The following is a 25371-nucleotide window of genomic DNA, read 5'->3' as shown; positions in this document are numbered from 1 at the left end:
GCCGGACTCAGCACAATTCCGGTACGACCGCCGACCCGAGAGGAGCGCTCGTGGCGACCGAGTCACCTGCCCAGGCAGTGCTGGACGGCGGAGACACCGGCTGGCTGGAGGAGTTCTACCGGGACCTGCACCGCCACCCGGAGCTGTCCCACCAGGAGCACCGCACCGCCTCGAAGGTCGCCGAACGCCTCGGCGAGTGGGGTTTCGAGAAGCACACCGGCGTGGGCGGCACCGGGGTGATCGGCCTGCTGCGCAACGGTTCGGGACCGACGGTGCTGCTGCGCGCCGACATGGACGCGCTGCCGGTGCGGGAGGCGACCGGCCTGCCGTACGCCAGCACCGCGACCACCGGCGGGGACCCGCCGACGCCGGTGATGCACGCCTGCGGGCACGACGTGCACGTGACCTGCCTGCTCGGCGCGGCCCAGCTGCTCGCGGAGGGGACCGGGCACTGGAGCGGGACGGTGATCGCGTTGTTCCAGCCCGCCGAGGAGACCGCGGACGGCGCTCGCGGCATGGTCGAGGACGGGCTGCGGTCGGTGATCCCCGCGCCGGACGTGGCGCTGGCGCAGCACGTGCTGCCGCTGCCCGCCGGGCGGCTCGCGACCGGCAGCGGCCCGGTGCTGGCCGCGGCCGACAGCGTGCGGATCACCGTGCACGGCTCCGGTGGGCACGGGTCGATGCCGCACACCACGATCGACCCGGTCGTGGTCGCCGCGATGATCGTCGTCCGGTTGCAGACCGTGGTGGCCCGCGAAGTCCCGCCCGGTGAGCAGGTGGTGCTGACGGTGGGGAGCGTGCAGGCGGGGACGAAGAGCAACGTCATCCCGGACACCGCGGTCCTCGAGCTCAACATCCGCACCTACGGCGAGCAGATCCGCACCCAGGTGCTGGACGCGATCGACCGGATCGTCCGCGCGGAGTGCGCGGCCTCGCGCTGCCCGAAGGAGCCCGAGTTCGAGATGTTCGCGCGCTTCCCGCTGACCGAGAACGATCACGACGTGACCGAGCGGGTCACCGGCGCGCTGCGGGAGCACTTCGGGGCGGACCAGGTGGGAGACATGGGGCGGTGGTCGGCGAGCGAGGACTTCGGCGAGCTGCCCGCCGCGTTCGACGCGCCCAGCACGTTCTGGGCGCTCGGCGGGATCGACCCGGACCTGTTCGAGCGGGCGGCCCGCGAGGGACGGGTCGCGCAGGACGTTCCCGGCAACCACTCGGCGAAGTTCGCGCCGGTACCGCAACCCACTCTCGACGCGGGCACCCGGGCTCTGGTGGTGGCCGCGCTGGCCTGCCTGAGCGCGGGAGCGGACCGCTGAGGAGCCATTCGGAACTCGTCGTCGGCCGGGCGGAGCGATCATGAACGTACCGGGGTACGTGTGGATCCTGACGATCATCGCGATCGTCGGGTTGTTGCTGTTCGACTACCTGTTCCACGTGCGCAAGGCGCACACGCCGAGCATCCGGGAGGCCGCGGTCTGGTCTGCCGGGTACGTCGGCGCCGCGGTCCTGTTCGGACTCGGCGTGTGGGTGTTCGGCGGCACCACGATGGGCGCGGAGTACTTCGCCGGGTACGTGACGGAGAAGGCCCTGTCGGTGGACAACCTGTTCGTCTTCCTGATCATCATTTCGAGCTTCAAGGTGCCGCACGCGGATCAGCAGAAGGTGCTGCTGTTCGGCATCGTCTTCTCGCTCATCGCCCGCACCGGGTTCATCTTCCTCGGTGCCGCGCTGATCAACTCGCTGGCCTGGGTGTTCTACATCTTCGGGTTCATCCTGCTGGTGACCGCCGGGAACCTGCTGCGGCCCGCCGGTTCCGAGGACCGCAACCCGGACAACGTCATCATCCGGATCGCCGAACGCCTCTTCCACACCACCGACGAGTACGACGGGGACAAGCTCACCACCCAGGTGGACGGCAAACGGGTGCTCACCCCGATGCTGCTGGTGATGGTGGCGATCGGCGGGACCGACGTGCTGTTCGCGCTGGACTCGATCCCGGCCATCTTCGGGCTGACGCAGAACGTGTACCTGGTGATCACCGCGACCGCGTTCTCGCTGCTGGGGTTGCGGCAGCTGTACTTCCTCATCGACGGGCTGCTGGACCGGCTGATCTTCCTGTCCTACGGGCTCGCGGTCATCCTCGGGTTCATCGGCGTGAAGCTCGTGCTGCACGCGCTGCACGAGAACAACGTGCCGTTCATCAACGACGGCAAGCCGCTGCACATCGTCGAGATCAGCACCGGCCTCTCGCTGGGCGTGATCATCGGCGTGCTGGTGATCACGGTCGTCGCCTCGCTGCTGAGCCCGAAGGGGCGGGCGCAGAACGCGGTCTCCGGTGCTCGCAGGCACGCCACGGCCTACCTCGACGAGGGCTACGAGACCGATCCGGCGATCCGGGAGCAGACCTACCGGAAACTGCTCTCGGAAGAGGAGCAGATCAAGAAGCTCCCGCACCGGTATCGCGCCGCGATCCGCGACGAGCGGGGACTGATGGACCTGCTGCGCCGCGCGCACGACAAGCACCGCGAAGCCTCCGGCTGAGCCGCGGATCGTCGTTTCCAGGTGGATTCGTCCATTCCTGGAAGTCGGCCGTTCGGTTTCGACTCGGAACGTGGCGGTGCTGCGCGCGGTGACGGCGGTGGAATCGCCGTTGGCAAGCAGAATGGGACGTTTCGCGGGCGGTTCGGGGCTGGGGAGCTCAATGGGGAGTCTTGGTCGTTCCTTCGGCTGAGCCGGTCTTGGGAGTTCTGCGCAACGACGTTAGACCGTGCAGTCGTCGCAGATCAACGCTTCGCGGCGAACGCATTGCTCTATTCGGGTCATGCGGTCGAGGTGCATTCAGGGGTACCTGCTTGATCGCCGACCGAATGGACGGTTAAAAATGGGTGCCTGCCGACGCGAGTGGGCGAGCCTGGCAAGAGGGTCACCGGATCGCGAGCGCGATCCGGAGAACCGCTACGTCCTCGGTCCGCGGCGGCGGTTCGACGGTGCCGACGCCGGGAGCGGACTCCCGGTCCTGGAAGCGGAGGAAGTCATGACCACGTCAGCAATCCCGGCGAAGGTCGCCGTGATCGGTGGTGGCCGAATGGGCTCGGGAATCGCGCAGACCTTCGCCATCGGTGGCGCAGAAGTGTCCATTGTGGAAATCGGCGAGAATGCGGCGGCGGTCGCGCGGGACAAGATCTCGGCCGCTTTCGCCAGGGCCGCGCAGCGGGGGAAGCTGGCCGACCCGGAGGAACTGCTCGGCCGCGTGGCGGTGCTGACCGACCTCGCCGCGCTGCCCGGCGATACCGAGCTGGTCGTGGAGGCGGTGCCCGAACTGGCTGAGACCAAGGTCGAGGTGCTCTCCGGCGCCGAGCGGGTCGTCGGCGCCGACGCCGTGCTGGCCAGCAACACGAGTTCGCTGTCCGTCGCCGGTCTTTCCGCGGCGCTGCGGCGCCCGGAGCGGTTCCTGGGGATGCACTACTTCAACCCGGTTCCCGCCTCGAAGCTGGTGGAGCTGGTGGCCGGGCCGGACACCACCGACGCCGTCATCGGCAGGGCCCGCGACTGGGTGCGCGGGCTCGGCAAGGCGGAGGTGATGGTGCGGGACTCGCCCGGCTTCGCCACCAGTCGCCTCGGCGTCCTGCTGGGCCTGGAGGCGATCCGGATCATGGAGGAGGGCGTCGCCGACGCGGCGTCCGTGGACAGCGCGATGGAGCTCGGCTACCGGCACCCGATGGGCCCGCTGCGCTCCACCGACCTGGTCGGCCTCGACGTCCGCTTGGCGATCGCCGAACACCTGCACGCGACGCTGGGCGAGCGCTTCGCCCCGCCCCAGCTGCTGCGGGACAAGGTCGCGCGCGGTGAACTGGGCCGCAAGACCGGCCGCGGCTTCCACGACTGGGAGTGAGCGGCGGAATCCCGACTTCCTCGCCGCGGCAACGTTTCCAGCCTCGTCGTCCTGCCTGCGCGACACCGCCGCTTGCCGGTGGGAGGTTCACGTCCGGGGGAGGCGGACGTGGGAGTGGTGGCCGTGCGGGAGTTGGCGGGTGGTGAGCGCGCCGCGGTGGGCGTGCACGATCTCCTCGGCGAGGGCGAACCGGATGCCGTCGCGCCTGCCGAGCGGATCGGCCTCATCGGCGGCGCGGCGTTCGGCGTCAACGGACGCGGTCGCCCAGGCAGCGTCGCCGCCGATGGTGATCGTGACGGCGCCGCCGGGACCGCAGTGGTGGATCGCGTCGGCGACGAGCGTGGTGAGGACCTCCTCCAGCAGCGGCCGGTCGGCACGCACCACGCAGGGGCCGGCGTCGACCCGCACGCTCGTGCCGCGGTGCGCGGCGCGGAATCCGGCGGTGACGTCGCGGGCGAGGTCCGCCAGCTCGACGTGGTCGGGACGCGGGTGCAACCCGCCGGACTGGAACCTCGACAACCGCAGCAGGTCGTCGAGCCGGTCGCCGAGCCGGTCCAGGTCGGAGCTGATCCGCCCCAGGTGGTCCCGTTGATCGAGGGGCGCGTCGGCCTGGGCGGACTCGACGGTCGCGCGCAACCTCGCCAGCGGCGCCCGCAGGTCGTGCGAGGCGTGGGCCACGATGTCGCGGCGCGGCAGGTCGAGGTCGCGGCCCGGTTCGCCGCCGGTGACGCGGGTCCCGTCGGCGCCGTGGACTCCGACGTTGAGCGAGACCAGCGCCGCCACGCAGGCCGCGGACAGCTCGACGGCGGCCTGCGCGGGGGAGAACCCGAACAGCAGGACCACCACTCCGGTGCTGGTGATCATCGCGACGAGCGTGATCAGTACGACCCCGAGCAGGGGTTGGGCCAGTGGGAAGCGCCGCAGCAGCACCGACCCGAGCAGTCCGATGCCGGTCGCCTCGCACATCGCGACCAAGATGATCAGCAGCGGGTTCGCCTGCATCACCGCGCGGTGCCCGGTGGGTCGAAGCGGTAGCCGACGCCCCACACCGTCATCAGCATGGCCGGGTGGGAAGGATCGTTCTCGATCTTCTCCCGCAGCCGGCGCATGTGCACCGTGACGGTGGAGGCGTCGCCGAAGTCGTAGTCCCACACCTCACGCATCAGCTCGTCCCTCCGGAGCACCCGACCCGGGTTCCGCAGCAGGAACACCAGCAGGTCGAATTCCCGGTTGGTCAAGGTGAGCGGTCGGCCGTGCTTGCTCACGACCCGCGAGGACTCGTTGACGACCAGGTCGCCCGCGGTGAGCCCCGGTGCCACCGGTGCCACCGGTGCCGGAGCCGAGGACGCCTCGGTGCGCCGCAGCACGGCCCGGATGCGCAGCACCAGTTCGCGCCCGCTGAACGGCTTGGTCAGGTAGTCGTCGGCGCCCGCGATGAGCCCGAGCAGCCGGTCCTCCTCCTCGGCCCGGCCGGTCAGCATGATCACCGGTGTGCTGGTCGCCGCGCGGACCTGCTCGCAGAACCGGATCCCGTCCAGGCCGGGCAATCCGACGTCCAGGACGATCAGGTCCGGTCGCGCCCGGTGGAACAGCGCCATGCCCGTCGGTCCGTCGGAGGCGACGATCGAGGTGTAGTCCGCGCGGTGCAGGTACCCGGTGATCACCTCGACGACGTCGGGATCGTCGTCGACCAGCAGGATGCAGCGGCGCGCCGCCGTCGGGGCGTCGTGGGCGGTTGGCAGGTCCGGCGGCGTCACCGCGCCAGCCTATCGACGCCCCGAGCACGGGCGTGATCATGAGGCGCGCCCCAGCTTTTCCTCCGGTGCCGCTCCGCGCAGCCGCGTCGTCACCAGTTCGACGCGGGAGCGGCAGCCCGATTTGGTGAACAGCCGGGTCAGGTGCTTTTCCACGGTCTTCTCGCTCACTCCGAGTGCGGTGGCGATCTGGCGGTTGGTGCGCCCGCCGCCGATCAGGTCGACGATGCGGTGCTCGGCAGGGGTCCACGGTCGCGCGCCGGATTTCGGCGGCGGTGCCGCCACGACCGGGCGCAGCGGTGCGACGGGCGCGGCGGCACCGAGCGCGCGGATCCCGCGCACCGCGCCCGGGTGGGCCGCGGCGGCGGAGTCGGCGAGCGCCGTGCACAGGCACGAGAGCCGCCCGTCGGCGTCGGCCACGAGCAGGCCCGCGTCGACGAGCCGATCCAGGGTCCGGCCGCACGTGGCGAGGTCGGTGCCGAGGGCGTCGGCCACCGCGGGCAGGTCGTCCATGTCGAGCGCGACCACGGCGGCGACGGCCGCCAGCAGCCGGGGCGCCACGCCCCCCAGGTCGCGGGTGCGGTGCAGCAGGTCGTGGTCCTCGGGCAGCGGCACGGGGGAGCCGGGGTCGCGCAGCCGCGTCCGGCCGGAACTCGTGGTGAGCCGCCGGTCGCGGTGCAGCCGTTCGAGGGTGCCGAGCACCGTGCCCGGGTTCCCGTACAGCGGCCCCAGCGCGGTGCGCAACGAGCGCAGCAGGTCCGGGTGCACGGAGCCGCCGACGGCGGCGGCGATCTGCTGCTCGTCGAGCGGGCCGAGGCCGACCACCTCGTCGGCCAGCGCGGTCAGCTCCGCGCCCGCCGGGGTGGCGGGGTCGCGCACGGCGGCGACCACCAGGCAACCGGGGCGACGGGCGGTGATCAGCAGCAGCGCCGGGTCGACGATGCGGTCGACGTCGTCGAACAGCAGCGCCGTGGGGCCGAGCCTGCCGAGCCTGCCGAGCCGGTCGAACACCTCGGTCAGCTCGGCCACCACGGCCGGTCCTTCCGCGGGGTCCTCGGCCGCGCGGACGCGCAGCCGCGAGAGCTTGCTGATCCGATCGATCAGTCCGGGGTCGGCGAAGCGGTCGAAGTGCGCGCGCAGCGTGTGCAGCACCGCGTCGAACCCGTCGATGAGGGTGCCGGTCACCGGCCGCACCTGCGCCGCCCGCACGCCTTCGGCGATCCAGCGCCGTGCCGCCGTCCGCAGCACCGTGCTGCGCCCGCTGCCCGCGGCTCCGCGCACGACGACCAGCCGCCCGCGCGGCGCGGACTCCCGCAACGCGCCGCGCAGGGCGGCCAGCGCGCCCTCCCTGCCTTCGAAGCCCTCCCCGGCTTCGAAGGCCATGTCCTCCCGAATCACGTCCGCTCCCTCGCGTCGCATCCCCCGATGACCAGCCGTTGATCTTCTGTCTAGCACCGATCGGGGGCATGGTGCGGACCGGAAAGAATGCCGAACGGATGATTTAAGATTTGCGTAATCAATCGCATAATCCCTGGTGGTGGCGTTCATGGATCGAGAAGCGAACTACCCGTGAAAACCGGGAGTGCGACGGGGATCGTCCGCGATAATGGGGGCATGAGCAGTCCTCGATCGCTGTCCGCGTGCCGTCCGGAGCCGCCCCTGCCCGCGGGCGCGGACGGCAGGATCCACGGCCGGGCCGAGGTCGTCGCCCGGATCGTCGAGTCCTGCGCCGGGTCCGACGCGGTGCCGCTGGTCCTGATCACCGGGCCCGCCGGGATCGGGCGCAGCGCCGTGCTCGCCCAGGCGCGCGCCCGCGCCGAGGAACTCGGGATGTCCACTGTGGATGTTCCGGTCGTGTTCGCGGGACTGGACGTGCGGGAGGTCGCGGGCGGCATCCCTGGCGCGCTCGGTGCCGAACCGGAGCCCGGCGAATCGCCGTGGGCGACCTTGCAGCGCGTGCTGTCCGGCAAGCGGACCCGCGCGGTCGTCTTCCTCGACGACGTGCAGCGGCTCGACGCCCGCTCGACCAGCAGGCTGCTGGGGGCGGTGCGGGGGCTGGCGCGCGTTCCGATCACCTTCGTCTGCGCGGTGCGCACCCCGGCGGACATCTCCGCTCCGCTGGCGGAGCTGCTCGCCGCCGGGCTGGCGCGGGTGGAGCGGTTGCGCCCGCTGCCGGTCGCCGCGGTGCGGGGGATCCTCGTGGACCGGTTGGGCGCGAAACCCGCCCGGGGACTGGCCGAATCGCTGCGCGACCGGTGCCGCGGTACGCCCGCCCTGGTGCACGCCGCCGTGGACGGCTACCTGCGCGGCGGCGTGCTGCGCGTGGTCGACCAGCACGCGCACCTGGTGAGCGACCGGTTCCCGGTGCGGCCGGGTGGTGAGCCCGCGCCCGCGCTGCCGGGTGGTGGCGCCGATGCGGACGGGGCCGCGCCGGAGGTGTTGCGGGCGCTGGCCGTGCTGCACCCGTTGGGGGAGGCGGCACCGGCGCTGATCGCGCGCAGCCTCGGGCGCGGCGAGGGGCAGGTCCGGCTGCTGCTGCGGGACTGGTGCGCGCGCGGAGTGCTGCTGCCGGATCCGCGCGGCGGGCTCCGATTCCGCGTTCCGATGCTGGCGGCGGTGCTGACCGGGCGGCTCGGGTTGTTCGAACGCCGCCGCATCGCGCAGCTCGCGGTCACCGCGCTGATCGAGGGCGCCGCCACCGCGCCGGACGAGCACTACCTCGCCGACCGGATGGCGGAAGCGGGCAACCTCGTCGACCGGGACCGCGCCGTCGCCGAGTTGCGGCGCCGGGTCGACGAGGTCGCCGCCGTCGACGGGGACCGCGCCGAGCGGTGGTCGCGGGCCGCGGTGAAGCTGTGCGCGGACCCGGTGGCGGGTGCGGTGCTCCTGCACCGCCGCGCGGTGATCTGCGCACGCCATCGGCGTTTCCGCCGCGCCGTCGAACTCGCGGACGCGGCGCTGGGCGCCGAACCCGGGGCGCTGCCCGCCGCGTCCGCGCAGGAGCTGCGGATCATCCGGGGTCTGGGTCTGGCGGGCGCAGGGGAGCTGGCCGCGCTGCGCGACCTGGCCGACGACGGCACGGCCGGGATCGTCGTGCGCGCCGCCGCGCTGTGCCTGCTCGACCGCTGGGCCGACGCGCACGACCTGCTCAGCCGGAACGCTCCGGCGTGGGAGCGCGACACCACGACCGTCCATTTAGGACGTGTGCTGCGCGGGGTGGCCGGGGCGCTGCTCGGCCGCGCGGGCGGGGAACCGCCCCGGCCCGACGGCGAGGTCGCCGAGCTGCTGCTGGACGCGCTCACCTTGCACACCGGAGCGCACGGGACGCCCGCGACGAGCGAGCCTCGGCGGGCGATCGAGTCGGCGCGGGCCGGGAACTGGGACGAGGCGCTGGACCGGTGCCGCGCCACGCTCGCCGCGGAACCGGTGCACGGCGCGGTGCCCGGCCTGACGGTGCTGTACCGGGACATGGCCACGATGCTCAGCGCCCGCGGCCGGTTGAGCCGCGCCGGCGCGGTGCTCGCCGAAGCGCGTTCCAGGAACGCGCCGATGCCGCACCTGCTGCTGCTCGCCGAGGCCGACCTCGCCGGGCTGCTCGGTGAGCCCGAGCGGGCCCGGGGCTTGCTGGAGGAGGCGTTGCGACGTGCCGCTGACGTCGGTGTCTTCGGCGCCACCGCGCCGGTGTGGCGCCGGTTGGCCTGCTGGGAAGCGCACCACGGCAGCCCGTCCACCGCGTCGCGCTGCGCCGACCGGGCCGGTGACGACGAGCCGGTGACGGAGTCCGCGCGCCGGGAGCGGGAGCTGGCGCGGGCCGTCGCCGACGCCGATCCGGCCGCGGCCACCGCGGCGATCACGACCGCCGCTAACCTCGGCGACCCGTTCGGCTACGCCGGCACGGTGCTCGCCGTCGCGGAACACGGCTTGGCGGACCGGGAATCGGCGAGCGCGGCGTACCGGATCTTCGGTGAGCTCGACGCGCTCGTCCCGCGCGCCCGGATGCGCGCGCTGCTGCCCGCGCGGGAACTCGGGGTGCAGGGACAGGCGGCGACGGTCGAGGAGAACGAACGATTGCTGGCCCGGATGGTCGCGGAAGGGCTGAGCAACCAGCAGCTGGCGGCAGTGCTGGCGGGCACTGAGAAGAGCGTGGAGGGGCGGCTGTCCCGGTGCTTCAAGCGCGCCGGTTACCGGTCGCGGGCCGAGTTCGCCACCGCCACCGTCAACGCCGAGTTCTTCGGTGCCGGCGCGATGTGAGGCTCCCGCGCGGCGGCTCCGGCGTCGACCTGCTGGGCTGGGAGGATCCCGCGCACGCGTCCGCGCGGCGGCCCCCGGTCCGCGCGGCGGCGCCCTGCGCGGGGCGGGGCCCGCCGGTCAGATGACCCCGGTGCGGACCGCGTAGGCGACGAGGTGCGGGCGGTTCCGCATCCGCAGCCGGTTCGTCATGGTGTAGATGATGTTCTTGACCGTGCGTTCCGAGTAGCACAGCCGGTTGCCGATCTCCTCGGTGTCGCAGCCTTCGGCGATCAGCCGCACCACGTCGATCTCGCGCGGGGTGAGCCCCGAGGTGTTCAGGCCGCGCGGTGTCAGCACGTCCTGCTGCAGGGCCTGCACCTGCCGCAGCAGCTCCCCGAGCAGCTTCGGCGGGAGGGCGGCGCCCCCGTCCGCGGCGGCGAGGATGGTCTCCTGCAGCCGGGCCGCGGTGGCGACGTTGCGGTGCATGATCGCCACGACGCGGCACTCCGTCGCGCTCAGCAGCTGGGAGCTGTCGAACTCCCCGGTGACGAGCACGATGGGCACGCCGAACTCGGTGGCGGCGCGGTGGAGCCCGGCCACCGTCGTGGCGGTCACGGCGTCGGCGGCGTAGACCAGCACGTCCACCTCTGCCGCCTGGGACGTCGAGCTCACCTGCAGCTTCGGCTGGCCCATCAGTGTGCAGGTCAACCCGGTGAGGGTGATGGGGTCGGCCGCGCGGACCGCGATCCGCACCGGTTTCCGGGAGGACCGGCCCGCCTGGTCGCCGACCGGCGGGGCTTCCCGTTCCATCTGTGTGGTCATCGCGCATCCTCCGAACCTGAACTGCGAGTGGTGGACGGGATCCGCGCGGCTGAACGCCGCACGGATCCGTACGTGCACCACCGAGTCTCCGGCGAGGTCGGCGCGGAAGTGGCTCGGGGCGGGGAGGCGGCGGGGTTTCCCTCACAGATGTTCCGGCGAGGAACCGAGCTCAGGCGACAGTGCACCGGTCGCGCGGGGTTCCCCGCAAGGAACCCGCGTCAGCGCGGCCCTTCTGGTCCGGCGGTGTGCCCTTTCGGTCGTCCACCGAATTTGATGGGCGGTTGATCGCTCGGCTCGAACGGCGAGACGATTCGAATGCGGCCCGGATCCCGGTCGCATTGCCAGTGGGACGGCGGATATCCGGCAATTCATCCGAGTTCGACGGCAGTTCACCGGTTCGACGGTGGGGTTTCGGGTCGACTCCACGCCGTGCGGAAACGATGTCGCCGGTCGGACGTCGAATCGAGGAGCCGTAGTGAAGCCTGACCGTCGCCTGCTGTTCGCACTGGCCGCCACCAGCCTGACCGCCGCGACCGCGATCGCGGCGCCGAGCGCGCTCGCCGGACCGGCGGCCCGCGCGAACGAGCTGCCCGACCCCGCCACCTACGATGCCGCGATCGCCTGGCTGCCGGACACCCAGTACTACTCCGAGAGCCACCCGGAGCACTTCGACGCCCAGACGCAGTGGGTGGTCGACAACGGCGCCGAGCGCAAGATCGGTTACGCGACGCACACCGGTGACATCGTCGACGACTCCGACGACGAGGACCAGTGGAAGAACGCCGACGCCAGCATGAAGACGCTGGACGACGCGAAGTTCCCGTACGGCGTCGTCGAGGGCAACCACGACGTCAAGGGCCTCTACGGCGACTACTTCGGCGAGCAGCGGTTCGCGAACTCCCCGGTGTACGGCGAGTCCTACGAGAACAACCGCCAGCACTACGACCTCGTCGACGTCGCGGGCAAGCAGGTCATGATGCTGTCGCTGACCTGGGACATGCAGGAGGAGGACTTCGCCTGGGCGGAGCAGGCCCTCGCCGAGCACCCGGACACCCCGGTGATCATCAGCGTGCACGCGTACCTGAACACCGACGGTTCCTACGACCAGCAGGGGCAGGACGTCTTCGACCGCATCGTCAAGCCGCACAAGAACGTGAAGGCCGTGCTGTGCGGGCACAACCACGGTGCCACGCACAACGTGAAGGACACCGGCGACGGCCGCCAGGTCCCGGAGATCCTCGCCGACTACCAGAGCGCCCCCGAAGGGGGGCTCGGCTACCTGCGGCTGCTGCAGTTCGACATCGACGCGGGCAAGATGATCGTCGACACCTACTCGCCGTCGAAGGACGACTCGGACTACTTCGACGGCGAGGACGACTTCACCGTCGACGTCGACCTGAACACCACGAAGTGACCCGTTGATCCGGTAACCGGATTCACCGTCCCCAGGGGCGTCCGCCGTTCGGCGGACGCCCCTGGCCGCGCGTTCGACACATATCGTACGCGGGTCGAAGGACCGTTTCGATCGCGTTCGCCGCGCTCCTACCGTGGATGGCAATCGTGCTGGGCCTGGCCTGAAGGCGACCACCCGGCGCGTACGGGGCCGAAGATCACGACCCCCGCGAACTCCGTAGAACGATCGTCGATCGACCGGTGGACGGAGCGATTTCGCCTGCCGGGTTCTTGGGAAGAAGGTGCGGACATGCGCATCAAGAGCGTTTTCGTCTACTCCAGCGGCGGCTGGGGCTGGGGCAAGTAACCGGCACCCGTCCGCCACGGCTCCGCTCCGGCGCGCGCCACGACGTGCCCGGAGCACTCCGGCCATGACGGCCCGAAGGTGATACGCATTGTCGAGGTGGCTCCCACCACGTGCGGCGTTTCTCGTCGCAACGGTGGGAGCCACTGGTGCGCGCGACGGAAAGGGCCGCAGCCTGAGTCGAAAAACGGGAAAACCGTTGCCGAATCGCGAATGGGCGCTGGCGTCATCGAAGATCACCGATGTATAACGGGGGAGCGTCGCGACATTTCGGCCCTGGGCCGCGAACCGGGGTGTTCGACTCGCGCTGGAATGCCGGTCGCGGTGGCCCGGCCCGTCGTGCGGGAGCCGCCGGTGATCGCACCGACGAGGATGGAGCCACATGGCATCAACGGCCGACGACCGGGTTTCGGTCTCGCTCACCGTCAACGGCACCGACCACGAACTGGATCTCGACGCGCGGGTCACGCTGCTCGACGCGCTGCGCGACGAACTCGGCCTCACCGGCACCAAGAAGGGCTGCGACCAGGGCGCGTGCGGCGCGTGCACGGTGGCGGTGGACGGGGCGCGCAGGCTGTCCTGCCTGACGCTGGCCGCGCAGTGCGACGACCGCGAGATCACGACCGTCGAAGGTCTCGGCGCCGACGGCGAACCGCACCCGGTGCAGCAGGCGTTCGTGCGCCACGACGCCTTCCAGTGCGGCTACTGCACGCCAGGTCAGATCATGTCCGCGGTGTGCTTGCTCGACGAGGGGCGCACCGGTTCGGACGAGGAGGTCCGGGAGCAGATGAGCGGGAACCTGTGCCGCTGCGGCGCGTACTCGAACATCGTGGCCGCCATCCGGGAGGTCGCGGAGAATGCGTGAGTTCCAGTACCTGCGCCCCGGTGACGTCGCCGAAGCGGTCGCCGCGGTCGGCGCCGATCCGGAGGCGTCCTACCTCGCGGGCGGCACCACCCAGCTGGACTTGATGAAGGACGGGGTGCTCGCCCCGCGCACCCTCGTCGACGTGACCCGGCTGCCGCTGCGCGGGATCAGCCGGGACGGCGAGGTGTTGCGCGTCGGCGCGATGACCACCATGGCCGAGCTCGCCGCCGACCCGCTCGTCGTCGAACGGGCTCCGGTGGTGTCCGAGGCGTTGCTGGCCAGCGCGTCTCCGCAGCTGCGGAACATGGCGACCATCGGCGGGAACCTGTTGCAGCGCACCAGGTGCCGCTACTTCCGCGACCCGTCGGTGACGGCCTGCAACAAGCGAGCGCCCGGCAGCGGCTGCGCCGCGGTGACCGGTGGCGCGCGGATGCACGCGATCCTCGGCGCGAGCGCGGACTGCATCGCGGTGCACGGCTCGGACCTGGCGGTGGCGCTGACCGCGCTGGACGCCGTGGTGCGGGTGCAGGGCGGGGCGGGACCGCGCTCGGTGCCGCTCGCCGAGTTCTACCGGGTCCCGGGGTCGACGCCGGACGTGGAGAACGTGCTCGGTCACGACGAGCTGATCATCGGTGTGGACGTGCCGCTGCCCGCTCCCGGCGTGCGCTCCGGATATCTGAAGGTGCGCGATCGCGCTTCCTACGAGTTCGCGCTGAGCTCCGCCGCGGTGGCCGTGCGGGTGGCGGACGGCGTCGTGCGGGAGGCGCGCATCGCGCTCGGCGGCGTCGGCACCGTGCCCTGGCGCGCGGGCGAGGCGGAGCGGGCGCTGCTCGACCAGCCGTCCACGGCGGAGTCGTTCGCGGCGGCGGCGGAACTCGCCGTCCAGGACCCGTTCACCGTGGAGGGCACCGAGTTCAAAGTGGAACTCGCGCGCCGCACCCTGATCCGCGCGCTGCGCGACACGACGAGCTAGAGAGGGAATCGGATGGAATTCTCCCGCCGTTCCGCGCTGCGCGCGGGCGTGCTCGTCGCCGGAGCCGGACTGCTGCCCGCGACCGCCCCCGCCCGCACCGCCGCCGCTCACGCTCCCGCCGCGCCCGAGCTGGTCGGCGCCGGGCTGAACCGGGTCGACGGGTGGCGCAAGGTCAGCGGCACCGCCGACTACCCGAACGACGTGGCCGAACCGGGCATGGCGCACGCCGCCATCGCGTGCAGCACCATCGCCTCCGGGCGCATCACCGCCATCGAGGTGAGCCGGGCCGAGTCGGCGCCCGGCGTGCTCGCGGTGCTCACCCACCTGAACGCGCCGAAGGTCCAGCGGCCGTCCGGCGAACCGCCCGCGCCGTTGCAGGGCGACGTCGTCGACCACCACGGGCACCACCTCGCCGTGGTCGTCGCGCGAACCCCGCAGCAGGCGGTGGAGGCGGCCTCGTTGATCGAGGTGGACTACGAGGTGCGCTCGCCGGTGGTGGCGATCGACGATCCGCGGGCGCCGCGCGCTCCGGCGGGCACCGGCACCACTCGCGGCGACGTGCCCGGCGCGCTGGCGCGCTCCGAAGTGCGCTACGACGCCACCTTCACCACCCCCGCGAACACGCACAACCCGATGGGCCTGTTCAGCGCGGTCGCCGTCTGGGACGGGCCGCGGCTCACCGTGCACAGCAACAGCCAAGGCCCCAGCGCGATGCGGGAGTCCCTCGCGGCGGCGTTCGAGCTGCCGGCGGCGGACGTCACGGTGTTCGCGCCGTTCGTCGGCGGCGGTTTCGGCTCGGCGCTGCGGACCTGGCCGCACGTGCAGCTGGCCGTGCTCGCGGCGCGCGAGGTGGGCCTGCCGGTGCGGCTGGTGCTGACCCGTCCGCAGATGTTCACCGGGGTCGGGCACCGCACCGGCACGGTGCAGCGGCTGCGCATCGGCATGGACCGGGACGGGACGCTGCGCGCGATCGAGCACCGCTCGACGCAGACGGCCGCCGTGGACGACGACAACGTCGACCCCGTCACCAGCGGGACGGCCGTCCGCTACGCGTGCGCCAACGTCGCCACCCGCGACGAGCAGGTGCGCCTGACCATCCCCGGCCCGTGCTCGATGCGCGCTCCAGGGGAGGCGCAGGGCAACTTCGCGCTGGAATCGGCCATCGACGAGCTGTCCTACCAGGTCGGCATCGATCCGATCGAGCTGCGGATGCGGAACTTCGCCGCGACGGACCAGGAATCCGGGCTGCCGTGGTCCAGCAACGCGCTGCGCGAGTGCTACCGGCGGGGCGCGGAGCTGTTCGGCTGGAGCCGCCGCCCCGCGCAACCGCGTTCCCTGCGCGAGGGCGACGAACTCGTCGGCTACGGTGTCGCCACCGCGTCCTTCCCGTTCTTCGGGCTGCCGTGCGAGGCGTCGGTGGCGGTGCTCGCCGACGGCGCCGCCGTGGTGCGCAGCTCCACCGCCGAGATCGGCACGGGCTCCCGCACGGTCATCACCCAGCTCGCCGCGGAACGGCTCGGCCTGGAGGTCGGCGCGGTCGGGTTCGAGATCGGCGACTCGCGGCTCCCGGCGGCGCCGCTGGCCGGTGGATCCGGGCTCACCGGATCGCTCGGGGCGGCCGTGGACGCGGCGGTTCTCCGGCTGTGGCGGGGGTTCCTGGACCTGGTCGCCGACGACCCGGCAGCGCCTCTGCGGGGTGCGCGGGTCGATCAGCTCGCCGCCACCGACGGCAGGTTGCACTTCACCGACGATCCCGCCAGGGGAGAGACCTACGCGGCGATGCTGGCCCGGCACGGGCGCGGCGACCTCGCGGCGGACGGCGCCTTCGACCCGACGTCCCACGACGCGGGTGGCCTCGCCCGGGCGGGTGCGTTCGGGGCGCAGTTCGTGGAAGTCCGGGTCGACGCCGATCTCGGCACGGTCCGGGTGGCGCGGATCGTCTCGGCCATCGACGGCGGCCGGATCCTCAACGAGAAGACCGCCCGCAGCCAGATCATCGGCGGCGCCGTCGGTGGCATCGGGATGGCGCTGTTCGAGGACACCGCCACCGACCCCGGCACCGGGCGCATCACCAACGCCACGTTCGCCGACTACCTGATCCCCGTCAACGGCGACGTCCCCGACCACCAGGTCGCCTTCGTCGGCACCCCGGACCGCTTCAGCCCGGTCGGCGTGAAGGGCGTCGGTGAAGTGGGCCTCACCGGCCTCCCCCCGGCCATCGCGAACGCGATCCACCACGCCACGGGAAAGCGCCTCCGGTCGCTGCCGATGACGTTGGACCAGCTGCTGTAGCGGCCTCCCGAGCTCCGGGGCCGTTCCGACGCTCCCGCGAGCCCATGGCGACCGACCGGAGGCGAACGCCTCCTCCGGCCCGCGATGCGGGGTGGAGAGGCGTTCGCCTGAACCGGCGTGGTCGGCCGCGAGGAAGCCGCCGGCGCTCCGCGGAAAGGTCCGCTGCGAACGGGCCTCAGCGCAGGGTGGTCAGCTGCTCCGAGGTGAACGGGACCAGTTCGTCGTGGCGGCCGGTGAGGACCTTCTCCGCCCATTCCGGGTCGGCCAGCAGGGCGCGGCCCACGGCGACCACGTCGAACTCGTCGCGTTCCAGCCGGTCCAGCAGGTCGTCGATGCCGGTCACCGCGGAGGTCTGGCCGCTGAAGGACTTGAGGAACTCCTCGTCGAGCCCCACCGAGCCGACCGTGATGGTGGGCTTGCCGGTGATCTTCTTCGTCCACCCGGCGAGGTTGAGGTCGGAGCCCTCGAACTCGGGCTGCCAGTAGCGCCGGGTGGAGGAGTGGAAGGAGTCGACGCCGGCCTCCACGAGCGGGCTCAGGACCGCTTCGAGCTCCTGCGGGGTGGCGGCGAGCTTCGCCTTGTAGTGGTTCATCTTCCACTGCGAGGTGCGGAACACGACGGGGAAGTGCGCGGCGACCGACCGGCGCACCGCGGCGACGATCTCGGCGGCGAACCGCACGCGGGACACCGGGTCGCCGCCGTAGCCGTCGGTGCGGTGGTTGGTGCCGTCCCAGAGGAACTGGTCGATCAGGTAGCCGTGCGCGCCGTGCAGTTCCACGCCGTCGAACCCGAGGCGTTCGGCGTCGGCGGCGGCCCTGGCGAACGCCTCGACCACCGCGTCGAGGTCGGTCTGGGTCATGGCATGCCCGGCCGCGTTGCCCTCCATGTCGAGTCCGGACGGGCCCATCGGCGGGGCGTCCGGGAACGGCGGAGCTCCGGCGGTGCGGGCCATGCCGACGTGCCAGATCTGCGGCATGATCTTGCCGCCCGCCCGGTGCACCTCGGTGACGACGTTCTTCCAGCCCGCGAGCGCGTCCTCACCGTGGAAGCGCGGTACCCGGTCGCTGAGCCCGGCGGAGTCGTGGTCGACGTAGGTCCCCTCGGTGATGATCAGGCCGGTGCCCGCCGCGGCGCGGCGCGAGTAGTAGGTGGCGACGTCGGCTCCGGGGACACCGCCGGGCGAGAACTCGCGCGTCATCGGGGCCATCGCGATGCGGTTCGGCAACGTGAGCCCGCCCAGCGAGAACGGGCGGGACAGGACCTCGGCGGCGCGGGCGGCGGGGTGGGGGCTGGACACGGGGACTCCTAGCGGCCTGGTGGCGTGCGGTGTACGTGCGCTAGGCTAAAACCTGACGTTGACGTCAGAGGCAAGGAATGTGTTCCGGATAACTCGTGGGAGGCGCGATGCGGATCGGGGAGCTCGCCGCGAGCACCGGCGTGAGCGTGCGGGCGTTGCGGTACTACGAGGAACAGCACCTGCTGCGCGCCGAGCGCAGCGCAGGCGGGCAGCGCACCTACGCGGACTCCGCCGTCGACCGGGTCCGCCTGATCCAGCAGCTCTACGGCGCGGGATTGTCCAGCAAGACGATCCTGAGCCTGCTGCCGTGCGTGGAGACGGGCGAGGTCACCCCGGACCTGCTGGGGCGGCTCACCGCCGAGCGGGACCGCATCGACGGGCAGATCGGCGAACTCGTCGCGACCCGGGACCGCCTCGACGCGGTCATCTGCCACGCCGCGAAGGCCGAGTCGACCGGTTGCCCCGCCGCCTGATCCGCGCGCGGGAACCGCTGACAGGATGGAGGTCGACGCCGTCAGGTGCGGTGGGTTCGAGGAAGGAGCAGCGGTGCCCGAAGATCTGACCGGCAAGACCGTGGTGATCACCGGGGCGAGCGCCGGGATCGGTGCCGCCGCCGCGCGGGAGCTCGCCGCGCGCGGGGCGACCGTCGTGCCGGTGGGGCGATCCGCGGACAAGACCCGCGCGGTGGCGGGCGAACTCGGCGTGGAACCGCTGATCGCGGACTTCGCCTCGCTGGACCAGGTGCGGTCGCTGGCGGACCGGTTGCTGCGGCGGTGCCCGGTGATCGACGTCCTGGCGCACAACGCGGGCGGCGTCGTCCCGCGGCGCGAGGTCACCGAGGACGGCTTCGAGCTGACCTTGCAGAGCAACTACCTGGCCCCGTTCCTGCTGCAGGCGCTGCTGCACGAGCGGCTCAGCGCCTCGCGCGCCCAGGTGATCGTGACCAGCAGCATGGGGCACCGGTTCGGCCGGATCTCGTTGGCGGACTTGAACTTCGCGCGTCGCCGGTTCTCCTCGCTGCGGGTGTACGGATCGGCGAAGCTCGCCGATCTGATCTTCGCGAGGGAACTCGCCCGGCGCACCCCGGAGACGGGGATCAGCGCCGTCGCCTTCCACCCCGGAACGGTCGGCTCCAGTTTCGGGCGCGACAGCAGGGGACCCGTTTCGCTGGTGTACGGCACCTCGGCGGGACGCACCCTGCTGCTCGGCAACGAGCAGGGCGCCGCGCCCCTGGTGCACCTGGCTTCGCTGGCGGATCCGCTCAGCGTCAACGGCCGGTACTTCCACCGCATGCGGGCCGACGCGCCGACTTCGAAGCAGTCGCGCGATCCGGCGCTGGCGCGGGACTTGTGGGACACCACCGAAGCGATGCTCGGGCTGAGCTGAACGCGGTGGTGGATTGCCGGGCGGCGCGGCGGCGTTGTAGTCTTCCGGCGCGCCCCGGATGGGCCCCACGCTGGAGGTAGTGGCTTCCGCCATTTCTTGAGTTCGACGCGGTTCTGAGAGCGACGCGCTTGATGCGCGATTCCTCAGTGCGGTCCGGGTCTTCTCATCACATCGATCGCGTTCACCCCGATGCCCGGGGTGCGGTCGGCGTGTTCCCCGCGCGTTCGACCCGGCCTCCGCGCGCCCTCCTCCGGCGGAATCCGCCCCCTCCGGTCCGATGGATCGAATGGGAAGGACTCCATGACGCTCGAGAACGAATCCACCGCCGACGTGCCCGATTCCCGGCACCAGGTGATCGACGAATTCCCCGCGAACGGGGTCTGGGCCCGCGGCATGGGCGATTTCCTGGTGGAAGCCCACGAATGGCTGCGCGCGGAACTCGCCGCGCTGCGCGACCGGCTGGACCGCGACGGCGCCGTCGCGGACTTGGGGGAGCAGCTGCGCGCGCACTGCCGGACGTTCTGCTCGGCGCTCACCGAGCACCACGCCGGGGAGGACCGCGGCGCCTTTCCCCTGCTGGCACAGCGGTTTCCCGCACTCGCGCCGGCGCTCGCCGAGCTCGGCGAGCAGCACCGGGAAGTGGACCGGATGCAGGCGGAGCTCGGCGAGCTGGTGCGCGGTTACTACCCGGGACGCTCGGATCCGGACGCGGTGCGTGCCGAACTGGACCGGCTGGCGGCGGAGCTGGAGGCGCACTTCCGGTACGAGGAGCGGACGATCGTCGCGGCGTTGAACTCGCTGGGACCGGCCCCGGGCATCGGCTGATTCCGCCCGGCGCCGGCCGCGCTCACCGCGCGGTCGGCGCGAGCTCGGCCTCCCGTTCCCACTCGGACAGCGCCCGGTGCAGGTCGTCGTCCTGCCGGAGCAACGGCAACGAACCGTGCACGCGGGGGTGTGGCAGCTCCACGTCCACCGGCGGGGGCGGCCGGGCGGTTCCGATTCCACCCGTGAGGCGAACGGCCTCTTCGCCCGGTGGGATCGGGCGAAGAGGCCGTTCACCTCGGTGTCAGGGCATCGCGGGAGGTGCGGCGCCGCCGTCAGGACGTGGCGGGTTCGCCGAAGCGCTCGGCGGGCTCAAGCCCGAGGTTGTCGCGCAGCGTGGTGCCGGTGTACTCGGTGCGGAACACGCCGCGGTCCTGCAGCAGCGGCACCACGCGGTCCACGACCTCGTCGAGCCCGGACGGGCTGACGTGCGAGCCGAGGATGAACCCGTCCACCGCTTCCTGCTCGACGTACCGCTCGATCTCGGCGGCCACCTTCCCCGGAGTGCCGACGAAGACGTTGCGGTCGAACACCTTCGTCACCACCTGCCGCAACGACAGGCCTTCGGCGCGGCCGAGTTCCCGCCAGGCTTCGGCGGTGGCGTGCGCGTCCTGGGTGAGCGGCGCCCGTCCTTTGATCCACTTCGGTGCGTCCGGAGTCGGTTCGAGGTCCGGGACCGGGCCATCCGGGTCCACATCGGACAGATCCCGGTTCCACACCATCTCGGCGAGCACGATCGAGGTCAGCGGGTCCACCTGGCGGTTGCGGATGTCGGCGTGCCGGTCGCGCGCCTCCGCCTCGGTGTCGCCGAGGATGACCGCGGCCGACGGCAGGATCTTCACCTCATCCGGGTTCCGCCCGGCCTTGGCCACCCGAGCCTTGACGTCGGCGTAGAACGCCCGCGCCTCGTCGAACTGCTGGTACCGGGAGAAGATCGCGTCGGAGTGCTTCGCGGCGAAGTCCCGACCGGCGGGCGATTCACCGGCCTGGAGCACGACCGGATGCCCCTGCGGGGATCGCGGCGTGGAGAACCTGCCCGCGATGTCGAACTGGTTGCCCTGGACGGCGAAGTCGCCGACGTGCGCGTCGCGCAGGAACCGCCCGCCGTCCCGGTCGGCCACCACCGCGTCCGACCCCCACGAGTCCCACAACCTCCGGACCGCCTCCAGCGTCTCCCCGGCCCGCTCGTAGCGCTGCGAGGGAGCCAGGAACCCGCCGCGCCGGAAGTTCTCCCCGGTCGGCGCGTCGAAGCTGGTCACCACGTTCCACGCGGCCCGCCCGCCGGAGAGCAGGTCCAGCGAGGCGAACTTGCGCGCCAGCTCGTAGGGCTCGTTGAACGTCGAATTGATCGTCCCCGCCAGCCCGACGTGCTCGGTGATCGCCGCCAGCGAGGCCAGCACGGTGAACGTGTCGGGCCGCCCCACCACGTCCTGGTCGAAGATCGCGTCCCCGCGGGTGCGCAACCGCAGCCCTTCGGCGAGGAACAGCAGGTCCAGCTTGCCGCGCTCCGCCGTGCGCGCCCAGTGCTCGAAGGACGCGAAGTCGATGTGGCTGCCCGAGGCCGGGTCGCTCCACACCGTGTCGTGGTTGACGCCGGGAAAGTAGGCGCCCAGGATCACCTGCTTGCGGTCCGCGCTCACCAGGCCACCTCCTCGTTCGCCGCGTACCGGCTCGCCGGGCGGGCCAGCCCGAACCGCTCGCGCAGGCTGTCGGTGTCGTAGGCGGAGCGGAACGCGCCGCGCTGCTGGAGTTCGGGCACCAGGCCGTCGGCGATGGCGTCCAGGTCGGTGGGCAGCACCGCGGGCCGCAGCCGGAAGCCGTCGAGCTCCGGCGACGCCGCGCGCCACTCCTGCACCAGGTCGGCGAGCTCGGTCGTCGAACCGGCGACCACGGCCGCGTCGGAGCGCAGCGGCCGGCCGTCGAGCTCGTCGAGCCGGTCCCGCGCTTCGGCGGCGTCCGCGTCCAGCGACACCACGAGGTCGGCCAGGATGCGCAGCGGCGCACCCGTGCGGCCCACCGCCCGCTCGGCGGCGCGCACCTCGGCGACGATCCCCGGAACTTCGGCGGCGTTGCGCGGCGTCGTGAACACCACGTCCGCCGACTTGGCGGCCAGCTCGTAGGCGGCCCGCGCGTGCGCCAACGCCACGACCAGCGGCTGGCCTTGCGGTGGCCGCGGCACGATGCTCGGCCCCCGCACCGAGAAGAAGCGCCCGCTGAAGTCGACGTGGTGCAGCTTGTCGCGATCCAGGAACCGGTTGGTCGCGGCGTCGCGGATCTCGGTGCCGTCCTCCCAGCTGTCCCACAGCCGCCGCACCACTTCGACGGCGTCGCCGGCTTCCTCGAACAGGTCGGCCACCGCAGCGTCCGCCTCCGGAGTGCCGAGGGCGTCGCGCCGGATCTCCGGCAGCGCGCGGCGGCCGAAGTGCGCGGCCTCGTCGGTCCGGACGGAGGTCTGCACCCGCCAACCGGCCCGGCCCAGGCTGTTGTGGTCCAGGGTGGCGAGGGCGGAGGCGATGTGGAACGGCTCGGTGTGCGTGGTGGTGACCGTCGGAACCAGCCCGACCCGGCTGGTCAGCGGCGCGGTGAACGCGGCGATCAGCTCGGCGTCGAGCCGCCCGCGCACCCGGTCGGTGCGGCGGTCGGTGCGGCTGAGGTGGTCGTCGGACTGCAGGCCCAGCGCGTCTTCGATCGTGGCGAAGTCGAGCAGGCCCCGCTCGGCAGCCTGGACCAGCGCGGTCCAGTATCCGGGCGTGAACAGGGCTTCCGGGGTGGTGCGCGGATCGCGCCAGGCGGCGGGATGCCAGCCTGCGCCGTCGAGCGCGACGGCCAGGTGCAGCGGGTTCTCGGACATGCGAGGGCAGACCTCTCCTGCGGTGGGAGCGCGCCGGGCGGACGCGGGCCGGAACGGGCGGCCCGCCGGGCTTCGCAGCGGTGGACGCGGGTCTTCCGGTCAGCGTGGACAGCTCGCGCTGCTCACGCGCAGCAGGTCGACGTACCGCCGCCTGGCGCCGCGGAATCCGGGTCCGTGCACCGGTGCCCGCATCGATCCCTCCCTCGCCGCCGGCGGGGAGCCACCGCCACCGGCGCTCGCCGTGGAAACGGGATTTCTCGCTCACCGCACCAAGAACTCTACGTTCACGCGGCCGTTCCACGTCAAGTTCGCGGCCAGATGGCCACGATGCGGGACGGCCAGCCCGGGTCGGGAATTCCTGCGGACCGCTTCTTGTTCGGGCGGCGAAGCCAGCCTGCGTTGCGGCGAAGCCGTGCCTGCCTGCGCGGAGCGCGGAGCCCACGTGAGCAAGGTGACCACCGGCGGGTTCTCAGGTGTCCTCTCGCGAGGACGGCATTCTCCCTCGTGGCAGAGCCATTCGGGAAGACGATCCCGCAGCGAGAAGACACCTGAGGTTCCGCTACCCGACCCGCACGCAGGTCGTGTGCCTACTCCGCGAGCTCGTCGGCCTCGGAGCCCGCCAGGTGCCGGACGCCGGAGCGGGCGCCCCAGAAGTAGATCAGCAACGCGACGACCGCGACCAGCGCGGTGTCCACCGGAGCCGGGATCAGCCCGGTGCCGCCGAAGCCGCCGAGCGCCGAGATCGCGAACAGCACCACCAGGTAGGTGATCAGCCAGGCGCTCTGGCGCAGTTGACCGAGGTAGGCCCCGCGGTACTTGGTGACCAGCGCGAACAGCGGCACCGCCAGCACCGCCAGCGGCAGCACCACGCTCAGCTTCTCCCACTCCGACCAGTAGATGATCTCGGCGGAGACCACGAAGCTCAGCGGCGTGATCCAGCGCATCCCCGGCACCCAGCCGGACACCGCGTCGGGGCGGGCCCGCCGAAACGCCGCCGCGGACACCGCCGCCACCGAGTAGTTCAGCAGGAACAGGCTGCCCGCCACGCCGATGATGTCCTGCCAGCCGTCGAACGGCGCCAGCAGCACCAGCGCCAGCAGGAAGTTCACCAGCAGCGCGGCCCGCGGCACCCCGGAACCGGAATGCACCTGGGTGACCGACTGCGGAAGCACGCCGTTGCGCGCCATCGCGTAGGTGACCCGGCTGTTGCCCGCGATGCCCACCAGCAGCGCGCCACCGGGGGAGACCACGGCGTCGGCGTAGAGCAGCGCGGCCAGCCAGCCCAGGTTCAGCAGCAGCGCGAGCTCGCCGAACGGGGAGCTGAAGTCGATGCCGTGCCAGCCGCCCGCGGCCAGCGTTCCCTCCGGCACCGCGAACAGGAACGCGAGCTGCAACCCGAGGTAGAGCAGCACCGCCAGGCCGATGGCGGTCAGCACCGCGCGCGGGATGTCCCGGCGCGGATCCTTGGCCTCGGCGGCCAGGTCGATCGTCGGCGCGAAACCGTTGATGGTGTAGATGATCCCGGCGGTGGCCACGGCGCTCAGCGCCGCCGACCAGCCGTAGGGCGCGAAACCGCCGCCCGCGTTCACGGTGTCGTTGCCGTCGCTGAACTCGGAGACGAGCAGCGCCACCAGGGTGATCACGGGCACGGTGAACTTGATGGCGGTGAGCGCGAAGTTGATCCGGGCGAACAGCCGCACGCCGAACCAGTTCAACACCATCACCAGCGCCAGCAGCGCCGCCGAGAGCAGCACGCCGGGCGCGGTCAGCGCGTCGTCCTCGTACAACCACGGCAGGTAGTGGCTGGCGTACTGGGTGATCGCGGAGGCCTCCGCCGCGGTCGCGCTGCTGGTGGCCAGCAGCACCGACCACCCGACGACGGCCGCGGTGAGCGGGCCGTGGGACAGGAACGGCCACCGCACGATCCCGCCGGCGACCGGGCGGGACGCGCCCAGCTCGATGAGCACGAGCGCGATGAGGGTGAACGCGCCGCCGCCGACGAGCCAGGACAGCACGGACGCGGGCCCGGCGGCCTGCGCGGCGTACTGCGCGCCGAACAGCCAGCCCGAGCCCATGATGCCGCTGAACCCGATCGCGGTCAGGCTCCAGAAGCCGAGGTCCTTGCGCAAGCGCGTTTCCGGGGCCGGGGCCTCCGACGTGGATGGTGGTGGTGCTGCGGGCGCGGGGCTGTTCATGTTTCGGCTTCCCGGGAGAGGTGAGGACGCGCGAGAGCACCGCGCTCAGGCGGAGAGGTGCCCGCGTGCGTCACGAGCGAGATTCGTTCCACCACAACGATGTCGGCGGTCACGAGCGCTTGCTGATCAAGTGCGTGATCGTTTCTACCGCAGCGCGCGATTCGTCGGCAAAATCCGCCCGCGACCCTCCGCGCTCCTGTCCGGATCCTCCCGAATAGTCGGGAATTTCATGCCGC

At 72.1% G+C, this 25371-nt stretch carries 19 protein-coding genes; 11 read left to right on the top strand and 8 right to left on the bottom strand.

The window, feature by feature from the left end:
• Nucleotides 1–50: 50 nt before the first annotated feature.
• The 3 genes from OOZ19_RS07700 (at nt 51) to OOZ19_RS07690 (ending at nt 3892) form a co-directional block, all read left to right on the top strand.
• Nucleotides 51–1316 (top strand): amidohydrolase, encoded by a 1266-nt coding sequence (locus OOZ19_RS07700; RefSeq protein WP_266089322.1) that lies wholly within the window; start codon nt 51–53, stop codon nt 1314–1316.
• A 40-nt stretch (nt 1317–1356) separates the two neighbouring features.
• Nucleotides 1357–2541, top strand: coding sequence for a TerC family protein (locus OOZ19_RS07695; protein WP_266089321.1), 1185 nt, complete (start codon nt 1357–1359; stop codon nt 2539–2541).
• A gap of 493 nt (nt 2542–3034) precedes the next feature.
• Nucleotides 3035–3892, top strand: coding sequence for a 3-hydroxyacyl-CoA dehydrogenase family protein (locus OOZ19_RS07690; protein ID WP_266089320.1), 858 nt, complete (start codon nt 3035–3037; stop codon nt 3890–3892).
• An 87-nt stretch (nt 3893–3979) separates the two neighbouring features.
• Here OOZ19_RS07690 and OOZ19_RS07685 read toward each other — a convergent pair whose 3' ends face one another.
• The 3 genes from OOZ19_RS07685 to OOZ19_RS07675 are packed head-to-tail and all read right to left on the bottom strand — an operon-like array spanning nt 3980 to nt 7044.
• A complete protein-coding gene (locus tag OOZ19_RS07685) occupies nt 3980–4894 on the bottom strand; it encodes a sensor histidine kinase (protein ID WP_266089319.1) in 915 nt (304 codons plus the stop codon).
• Nucleotides 4894–5649 carry a response regulator transcription factor gene (locus OOZ19_RS07680; RefSeq protein ID WP_266089318.1) on the bottom strand — a complete coding sequence of 252 codons (756 nt, stop codon included), beginning with the start codon at nt 5647–5649 and terminating at the stop codon, nt 4894–4896. The genes OOZ19_RS07685 and OOZ19_RS07680 overlap by 1 nt, the downstream gene beginning before the upstream one ends.
• A gap of 36 nt (nt 5650–5685) precedes the next feature.
• Nucleotides 5686–7044, bottom strand: a complete 1359-nt coding sequence (locus OOZ19_RS07675) for a helix-turn-helix transcriptional regulator (protein WP_266089317.1) — start codon at nt 7042–7044, stop codon at nt 5686–5688.
• Between the two features lie 216 nt (nt 7045–7260).
• Here OOZ19_RS07675 and OOZ19_RS07670 point away from each other — a divergent pair, with 216 nt between their 5' ends.
• On the top strand, nt 7261–9897 hold the full coding sequence (locus OOZ19_RS07670; protein WP_266089316.1) for a hypothetical protein: 2637 nt from the start codon (nt 7261–7263) through the stop codon (nt 9895–9897).
• Nucleotides 9898–10014: 117 nt separating this feature from the next.
• Here the strand turns inward: OOZ19_RS07670 and OOZ19_RS07665 are convergent, their stop codons facing one another.
• On the bottom strand, nt 10015–10698 hold the full coding sequence (locus OOZ19_RS07665; RefSeq protein ID WP_323055108.1) for a response regulator transcription factor: 684 nt from the start codon (nt 10696–10698) through the stop codon (nt 10015–10017).
• Between the two features lie 475 nt (nt 10699–11173).
• Here OOZ19_RS07665 and OOZ19_RS07660 point away from each other — a divergent pair, with 475 nt between their 5' ends.
• The 4 genes from OOZ19_RS07660 (at nt 11174) to OOZ19_RS07645 (ending at nt 16584) form a co-directional block, all read left to right on the top strand.
• A complete protein-coding gene (locus tag OOZ19_RS07660; RefSeq protein WP_266089315.1) occupies nt 11174–12112 on the top strand; it encodes a metallophosphoesterase in 939 nt (312 codons plus the stop codon).
• A gap of 724 nt (nt 12113–12836) precedes the next feature.
• Complete coding sequence (locus OOZ19_RS07655; RefSeq protein ID WP_266089314.1) at nt 12837–13319, top strand: (2Fe-2S)-binding protein; 483 nt, start codon at nt 12837–12839, stop codon at nt 13317–13319.
• Nucleotides 13312–14292, top strand: coding sequence for an FAD binding domain-containing protein (locus OOZ19_RS07650; protein WP_266089313.1), 981 nt, complete (start codon nt 13312–13314; stop codon nt 14290–14292). Before OOZ19_RS07655 ends, OOZ19_RS07650 begins: the two co-directional genes overlap by 8 nt.
• A gap of 12 nt (nt 14293–14304) precedes the next feature.
• Entirely contained in the window at nt 14305–16584 is a 2280-nt protein-coding gene (locus OOZ19_RS07645; protein WP_266089312.1) for a xanthine dehydrogenase family protein molybdopterin-binding subunit, read from the top strand.
• Between the two features lie 175 nt (nt 16585–16759).
• Here OOZ19_RS07645 and OOZ19_RS07640 read toward each other — a convergent pair whose 3' ends face one another.
• Nucleotides 16760–17881 carry an NADH:flavin oxidoreductase gene (locus OOZ19_RS07640; RefSeq protein WP_266089311.1) on the bottom strand — a complete coding sequence of 374 codons (1122 nt, stop codon included), beginning with the start codon at nt 17879–17881 and terminating at the stop codon, nt 16760–16762.
• A gap of 107 nt (nt 17882–17988) precedes the next feature.
• On the opposite strand from OOZ19_RS07640, the gene OOZ19_RS07635 reads away from it, so the two are divergent.
• The 3 genes from OOZ19_RS07635 to OOZ19_RS07625 all read left to right on the top strand — a co-directional run bounded on the left by OOZ19_RS07635 (nt 17989) and on the right by OOZ19_RS07625 (nt 20092).
• Nucleotides 17989–18354 (top strand): MerR family transcriptional regulator, encoded by a 366-nt coding sequence (locus OOZ19_RS07635; RefSeq protein ID WP_266089310.1) that lies wholly within the window; start codon nt 17989–17991, stop codon nt 18352–18354.
• 73 nt (nt 18355–18427) lie between these two features.
• Nucleotides 18428–19267 (top strand): SDR family NAD(P)-dependent oxidoreductase, encoded by an 840-nt coding sequence (locus tag OOZ19_RS07630; RefSeq protein WP_266089309.1) that lies wholly within the window; start codon nt 18428–18430, stop codon nt 19265–19267.
• Nucleotides 19268–19567: 300 nt separating this feature from the next.
• Entirely contained in the window at nt 19568–20092 is a 525-nt protein-coding gene (locus tag OOZ19_RS07625; RefSeq protein WP_266089308.1) for a hemerythrin domain-containing protein, read from the top strand.
• Between the two features lie 272 nt (nt 20093–20364).
• Here the strand turns inward: OOZ19_RS07625 and OOZ19_RS07620 are convergent, their stop codons facing one another.
• The 3 genes from OOZ19_RS07620 to OOZ19_RS07610 form a co-directional block, all read right to left on the bottom strand.
• On the bottom strand, nt 20365–21729 hold the full coding sequence (locus tag OOZ19_RS07620) for an NtaA/DmoA family FMN-dependent monooxygenase (RefSeq protein ID WP_266089307.1): 1365 nt from the start codon (nt 21727–21729) through the stop codon (nt 20365–20367).
• Nucleotides 21726–22940: an LLM class flavin-dependent oxidoreductase gene (locus tag OOZ19_RS07615; RefSeq protein WP_266089306.1), complete on the bottom strand. Its 1215-nt coding sequence runs from the start codon at nt 22938–22940 to the stop codon at nt 21726–21728. The genes OOZ19_RS07620 and OOZ19_RS07615 overlap by 4 nt, the downstream gene beginning before the upstream one ends.
• A gap of 587 nt (nt 22941–23527) precedes the next feature.
• Nucleotides 23528–25135, bottom strand: coding sequence for an APC family permease (locus OOZ19_RS07610; RefSeq protein ID WP_266089305.1), 1608 nt, complete (start codon nt 25133–25135; stop codon nt 23528–23530).
• Between the last annotated feature and the right edge of the window lie 236 nt (nt 25136–25371).

Source organism: Saccharopolyspora sp. NFXS83, assembly GCF_026241095.1.
Taxonomy (GTDB): domain Bacteria; phylum Actinomycetota; class Actinomycetes; order Mycobacteriales; family Pseudonocardiaceae; genus Saccharopolyspora_C.
Note: the sequence above shows the minus strand (reverse complement) of the source record. Positions and strands in the feature narration are given on the sequence as shown.